This is a genomic window from Synechococcus sp. BA-120 BA3 (assembly GCF_034931285.1).
Classification (GTDB): Bacteria; Cyanobacteriota; Cyanobacteriia; order PCC-6307; family Cyanobiaceae; genus Cyanobium.
The window spans coordinates 1-6,161 of sequence record NZ_JAYGHZ010000344.1 but is presented as its reverse complement, the minus strand read 5'-3'; the positions used below and the strand labels follow the sequence as shown (position 1 = coordinate 6,161).

The 6,161-nt window shown below is 71.8% G+C and carries 6 protein-coding genes and 1 pseudogene; 3 read left to right on the top strand and 4 right to left on the bottom strand.

Annotated features, from left to right (window positions below; all coding sequences use genetic code 11):
* From VB737_RS14235 to VB737_RS14225, 3 genes and pseudogenes are all read right to left on the bottom strand, one after another.
* A pseudogene (locus tag VB737_RS14235) lies at positions 1–206 on the bottom strand (N-acetylmuramoyl-L-alanine amidase); the annotation flags it as partial.
* Positions 203–1,951, bottom strand: coding sequence for a M61 family metallopeptidase (locus VB737_RS14230; protein WP_500313922.1), 1,749 nt, complete (start codon positions 1,949–1,951; stop codon positions 203–205). The gene VB737_RS14230 and the pseudogene VB737_RS14235, both read right to left, overlap by 4 nt.
* Positions 1,944–2,288 carry a DUF1257 domain-containing protein gene (locus VB737_RS14225; RefSeq protein ID WP_500313920.1) on the bottom strand — a complete coding sequence of 115 codons (345 nt, stop codon included), beginning with the start codon at positions 2,286–2,288 and terminating at the stop codon, positions 1,944–1,946. The genes VB737_RS14230 and VB737_RS14225 overlap by 8 nt, the downstream gene beginning before the upstream one ends.
* 7 nt (positions 2,289–2,295) lie before the next feature.
* Between VB737_RS14225 and purN the strand changes: the two genes are divergently transcribed.
* Complete coding sequence (purN, locus tag VB737_RS14220; RefSeq protein WP_500313918.1) at positions 2,296–2,955, top strand: phosphoribosylglycinamide formyltransferase; 660 nt, start codon at positions 2,296–2,298, stop codon at positions 2,953–2,955.
* Here purN and argC read toward each other — a convergent pair.
* Positions 2,946–4,010: an N-acetyl-gamma-glutamyl-phosphate reductase gene (argC, locus tag VB737_RS14215; RefSeq protein ID WP_500313917.1), complete on the bottom strand. Its 1,065-nt coding sequence runs from the start codon at positions 4,008–4,010 to the stop codon at positions 2,946–2,948. The genes purN and argC overlap by 10 nt on opposite strands.
* Before the next feature lie 79 nt (positions 4,011–4,089).
* On the opposite strand from argC, the gene ribBA reads away from it, so the two are divergent.
* Positions 4,090–5,784 (top strand): bifunctional 3,4-dihydroxy-2-butanone-4-phosphate synthase/GTP cyclohydrolase II, encoded by a 1,695-nt coding sequence (gene ribBA / locus VB737_RS14210; RefSeq protein ID WP_500313915.1) that lies wholly within the window; start codon positions 4,090–4,092, stop codon positions 5,782–5,784.
* Between the two features lie 133 nt (positions 5,785–5,917).
* A partial coding sequence (locus tag VB737_RS14205) for a hypothetical protein (RefSeq protein ID WP_500313913.1) occupies positions 5,918–6,161 on the top strand: 244 nt, incomplete at its 3' end.

Genomic DNA, 6,161 nt, shown 5'->3' with positions numbered 1-6,161 from the left:
GGCAGGGCCTGCTCCGGCGGCGACGGCGACGCCCCCCCATCAGGGGGGGACTGGCGCACCTCCTCCAGCAGATCGAGCAGGGAGGCGCGGCCACCGGCATTGCCCGGCGCGCCGAACAGGTCACGGCCCAGCCAGGTGAGTCCCCCCAGGCTGAGCACAGCCGCACCGGCCACCGCCAGCACCAGGGGGCGCAGGGATGAGGTCATGGCTGCAGCGACAGCCAGCGCTGCCGGTTGCCGCGGGTGAGCGCGCTGTCGCGGTCGGGATCGATGACCAGCTGCCAGCTGGCGATGGCCGGAGGTTCGGGCTGGAGGCCGGTGCTGCGCACCCGCCCGTCCCGGCAGAAAAGCACCTGCCGTTCCGCCGCCGCCGTGGGGGTGGCGAGGGCCATCGCCAGGTCTTCAGGGGTGCGCAGGCGGAGATCGTCGAGGGCCAGCAGCTCATCGCCCGCCTGCAGGCAGGCCCGCTCCGCCGGGCCGGCCCTGTGCACCCGCTTCAGCCGCATCGGTCCCCCCGCGGCCTCGTCCAGCTGCCAGCCGAGGAACGGCTCGTTGGCCGGCTTCGACCGCAGGGCCAGCCCGACATCCGCCAGGTAGGCGCCGAGGTCCGGGTCGTCGGTGCTCTCCAGCCAGTGGGGCAGCAGCTCCGCCAGGTCGGGGGCCTGGCCGGCGAAGGCGTCGATCAGATCGGCGTCGGTGTAGCCCCGCCCTGCGGCCCCATGGCTGCGCCACAGCCCCCGCAGCACCACGCCCAGGCTGGAGCCGTGGCGCCGCAGGTGCAGGTCGAGCACCAGGGCCACCACGGCCCCCTTGAGGTAGTAGCTGATCTGGCTGTCGGCGGAGGAGGCGTCCTGGCGGTAGAGCTTCACCCAGGCCTCCTCGGCGCTCTGCCGCAGTCCCTGGACCCGGCGACCGGGGGTGAGCAGGTAGCGGCTGAGGTCGGCCCCCAGGTCATCGAGCAGATCGGCCTCGGCGCCCACGCCGGCCGCCAGCGGCAGCAGCAGATCGAGGTAGGAGGTCACCCCCTCGGCGAACCACAGACCGGGCACGATCGTGGCCCGCCCGTAGTCGAGCGGCGTGAGCTCGGCAGGCTTCAGGCGCCGCACGTTCCACTGGTGCAGGTACTCGTGGGCCACCAGCTGCAGCAGCTTTCGCCGCCCCCCCGGTGCTGCCAGGGCCCGGCGGCCATACTGAAGCACGCTGGCGTGGTCGTGCTCCAGGCCGCCGTAACCCGCGTCCAGAAGTTGCAGCACGAACAGGTAATCGTCGCTGGCGGGGGTGCTCGCTCCCATCAGCCGGCAGCAGGCCAGGGCGATCCGTTCCACATCGGCCAGCCAGGCAGGGTCCTCCACGGGCAGGTCGCCCCCCCAGGTGACCCAGCGGTGCGGCACCCCGGCGACGCTGAAGTGATGGCAGGGGTGGGGGCCGGCCTCCAGCGGCGCATCGATGAGCCGGTCGTAGTCGGCGGCGATCCAGGCCCCGTCCCCGGCGCTGGGCAGGGGTACGAAGGCCTGCCAGCCCTCGGGCAGCCGCAGCTCCAGGCGGTGGGGATGCCAGCGTTCGCCCGTGGCTTCCAGCACCACACCGGCGAGGGCCAGGAAGCCGTGGTCGGCGCTGAGGTGGCAGGTGCGCACGCTCAGCTCCATGGCCTGGAGGCGGTAGCGGACGACGAGCGGCTCCAGGCTGGTGAGGGAGAGGCGCCAGCAGCCTTCCGACACCCGTGTCGGAACGTGGCGGTTCTCCCCCTGAACCACCTCCAGCGCCTCGAGGTGGCGGACGTGGTCCCGGATCAGATACGAGCCGGGCGTCCAGGCGGGCAGCTGCAGCTCTGGCCGCAGGCACCGGGGCGTGAGATGGAGGGTGACCTGGACAAGATGGCGATGGGGATCGCGCAGATCGAGCTGGACGACCGGCCCGGCGGCCGTGTCGGGAGGGGGTGGGTCGTCAGACACGGAGCTCGATCGACGCCGTGGGGACGGCCAGCCTGGCCTCCTGGAGGGCCGCACGGGCGGCATAGGCCCGGGTGATGCGCCCCAGCAGCCGCTGCAGGGCGGTATTGCGGCTGATGCGCTGGAGATCACCCACCAGGGCAAGGGAGCCATCGTCCTGGTGGGCCCATCCCAGGCCCTGGCCGTCCTTGAGCTGCAGCTGCAGGGTCACCGCCTGGCGCTCGCCGGCGAATCCGACCAGTTCCCCCCCCCACCGCCAGGGGAGTTCGAGGCTGGCGAGGGTGGCCGCCAGGGCCTCGGCATCCCGCAGCACGGTGGGCAGGATGGAGAGATGGGACATGGACGCAATGCCCGATTCCGCTGACCATAGCGATCCCGGCGGGTCTCTCCAGTGGCCGTTGCCACAGCCGCTTCCGGCCGCCGAGCCCCGGCTGCGACTGGCGGTGATGGCCTCCGGGGCGGGCAGCAACTTCGAGGCCCTGGTGCGGGCCTGCGGCGATGGCCGGCTGCACGGCCAGGTGGTCGTCCTGGCGGTGAACCGGACGGACTGCGGGGCCCGGGGCCGGGCCGAGCGGCTCGGCATTCCCTGCCAGGTGATCGACCACCGCCAGCAGCCCTCGCGGGAGGCCCTTGACCGGGCCCTGATCCGCCTGTTCGAGGCGCACCGGGTCGATCTGGTGGTGATGGCGGGCTGGATGCGGATCGTCACCCCGGTGCTGATCGGGGCCTTCCCGGGACGGCTGGTGAACATCCACCCCTCCCTGCTGCCCAGCTTCCGCGGCGCCGATGGGGTGGGGGAGGCCCTGGCGGCCGGGGTGACCCTGGCCGGCTGCACCGCCCACCTGGTGACCGAACAGGTGGATGCGGGGCCGATCCTGGTGCAGGCGGCGGTGCCGGTGCTGGCGGGCGACGACCGCGAACGGCTCCACGCCCGCATCCAGCGCCAGGAGCACCGGATCCTGCCCCTGGCCGTCAGCCTCGCCGCCCGGCGCCTGGCTCAGGGGTAGAAGGGCAGCAGCGGCAGTCCGGTGCCGGCCTCCAGGCCGCTGAGCAGGTTGAGGCATTGCACCCCCTGGCCGGCCTGACCCTTGACCAGGTTGTCGATCGCGCTCATGACGATCAGCTGGCCGGTGCGCGGGTCGACCTGCACCGAGAGCAGGCAGCGGTTGGTGTTGCGCACCCATTTGGTCGAGGGGTAGACCCCCACCGGCAGCACCTGCACCGTGGGGCTGTGGCGGTAGGAGGCCTTGAGCAGGGTCGTGCAGTCCTCCGCCGTAAGGCCGGGGTCCCGCAGCCGCCCGTACACCGTGGCCAGCAGGCCCCGCACCATCGGCATCAGGTGGGGAGTGAACTGCAGCTGGATCGCCTGGCCGGCCGCCTGGCCCGCCAGCTGCTCGATCTCGCTGGTGTGGCGGTGGCCCACCACCCCGTAGGGAGCCACGGCTTCGGCGGCTTCGGCCAGCAGCAGGTTCTCCTTGGCGGCCCGGCCGCCACCGGAGGTGCCCGTCTTGGCATCGATGACGATGCCGCTCGTTTCGATCAGTCCCTGCTCGAGGAACGGCAGCAGGGCCAGCAGGCTGGCGGTGGGGAAGCAGCCGGGGGCCGCCACCAGGCGGGCCTCGCGGATCCGCGCCTCCGCCACCTCCACCAGCCCGTAGACGGCCTCCCGGCAGAGATCGTCATCGCGGCGGGCGGCCTGGCGGGCTTCGGCCGCATAGACCTCCTCCCATTGCGCCAGGGAGCTGTAGCGGTAGTCGGCCGAGAGATCCACCACCTTGACGCCGCGCTGCAGCAGCTCAGGGACCAGACCGGCCGCCAGGCCGTTCGGCAGGCTCAGGACGGCCAGATCGGCGGCGGCGGCGATGGCTTCCGGATCCGGTGAACGCACCACCAGGTCGTCCTCCAGAGGCAGGAACGGCACCAGTTCGCTCCAGCGCCTGCCGGTGCTGCGCTCCCCGCCCAGAAAGCTCACCGTGAGGTCCGGGTGGCCCTGCAGCAGCCTCAGGGTCTGCAGTCCCCCGTAGCCACTGGCACCGATCACCGCAACGCGCTTGCCAGCCATGCGGAACGCAGAAGAACGCTGGATCGTACCGGCACCCTATAAATGAGGTTCGATCCATTCCCCGATCCAGCCCGCTCCCTTGACCGTCCTGTCCGGCCCACGTCAGTCCACGGGCATTCACTTCGATGCCATCGCCGATGCCCTGGCGGCCATCCGCAACGGTGAGTCGATCGTGGTGGTCGATGACGAGAACCGGGAGAACGAAGGCGATCTGATCTGCGCGGCCCAGTTCGCCACCCCCCAGCAGATCAATTTCATGGCCACCGATGCCCGGGGGCTGATCTGCCTGGCGATGGAGGGCGAGCGGCTCGATGCCCTGGATCTGCCCCTGATGGTGGATCGCAACACCGACAGCAACCAGACCGCCTTCACCGTGAGCGTGGATGCGGGCCCGGAGCGGGGGGTGAGCACGGGCATCTCGGCGGAGGACCGGGCCCGGACGATCCAGGTGGCCATCCACCCCGACACCCGGCCCGGCGACCTTCGCCGGCCCGGCCACATCTTTCCGCTGCGGGCCCGCCAGGGCGGAGTGCTGCAGCGGGCGGGCCACACCGAAGCCGCCGTCGACCTGGCCCGCCTGGCCGGTCTGTACCCGGCCGGTGTGATCTGCGAGATCCAGAATCCCGATGGCTCCATGGCCCGGCTGGCCCAGCTGGCCGACTACGCCCGCCACCACGGCCTGCGGTTGATCAGCATCGCCGACCTGATCCGCTACCGCCTCGACACCGAACGGTTCGTGGCCCGCCAGGCGGAAGCCACCCTGCCCAGCAGCTTCGGCCAGTTCCGGGCGATCGGCTACCGCAACGAACTCGACGGCAGCGAGCACGTGGCGATCGTCAAGGGCTACCCCGAACGGGGCAGCGGCCCTGTGCTGGTGCGTGTCCATTCCGAGTGCCTCACGGGCGATGCCTTCGGCTCGCTCCGCTGCGACTGCCGCCCCCAGCTGGAGGCGGCCCTGCGCATGATCGAGTCGGCCGGGGAGGGGGTGGTGGTCTACCTGCGCCAGGAAGGGCGCGGCATCGGCCTGATCAACAAGCTCAAGGCCTACAGCCTCCAGGACGGCGGCCTCGACACGGTGGAGGCCAACGAGCGGCTGGGCTTCGCCGCCGACCTGCGCAACTACGGCGTCGGGGCCCAGATCCTCAGCGACCTGGGCGTGCGCCGGCTGCGCCTGATCACCAACAACCCCCGCAAGATCGCCGGCCTGGGCGGCTACGGCCTGGAGGTGGTCGACCGGGTGCCCCTGGTGATGGATCCCGGCCTCCACAACGCCGCCTATCTGCGGGTGAAGCGCACCAAGCTGGGTCACCTGATGGAGGCGGAATCCCACGGCCTCACGGCGGTGCTGGGCTGGCACGGCCCCCACGATCCCCTGCTGGGGGCGAGCCGTCTGGAGGCGCTGCGGGACTGGGCCCGGCGCAAGGGTCTGCTGCTGGAGCGGGAAGAGGATCCGCGGCTGCTCGCCCTGCTCGAGCGTCCCGGGCTGGCTCTGCTGCTGGCCGCCCACCAGAACCGCCAGCTGACGGCTGCCGACCTGGCCGGACCGCTGATGGAGATGGCCCGCTGGCAGGGCACCGCCGGCGTCCACCTGCTGCTGGCGCCCGATGCCCGCCGCAAGGGTCATCCGAGCATCGATCTGGAGCCGGAGCGCCGCCTGCTGAGCGATCTGGTGCCACGGCCCCCCGAGGTGGAGCCTGGGAATGGGGGCCCTGCCCCTACGCTCGCCTGCCCTCTGCTCAACCTCACCCCCGGCGCCTTCATCGTCTGGAGCTGATCGGGGGCTGCCCCGTCGTTCCTAAGAACATTGACGTCGGTAGGCATGATCACAGCGTCATTGCACCACGTGGCGTAGCCGGACTCGAAACGGGCTATGGGTAGAGGGATGCCCGCGGCGAGTCGGTCAGGACATGGGCCAGGCCACCTACCAGTTCCGCCACCTGATGAGTCTCCGCGGCGACCGCGGGCGCCTCTCCCTCGAGTCCGTGCTGACCGGTACGGCCCTGTGGCTGGCGTTTCTCTATCTGATGCAGGATGGGGCGGCCGCCGGCCCGGTCGAATCCCGGCAGGCGGGGGCCAGCACTGGAGACGGCGAGGCGCCGGATCCGCGGATGGCCCCATCCGCCGGCGGCTCCGGCGGGAGCGGCACCCCCC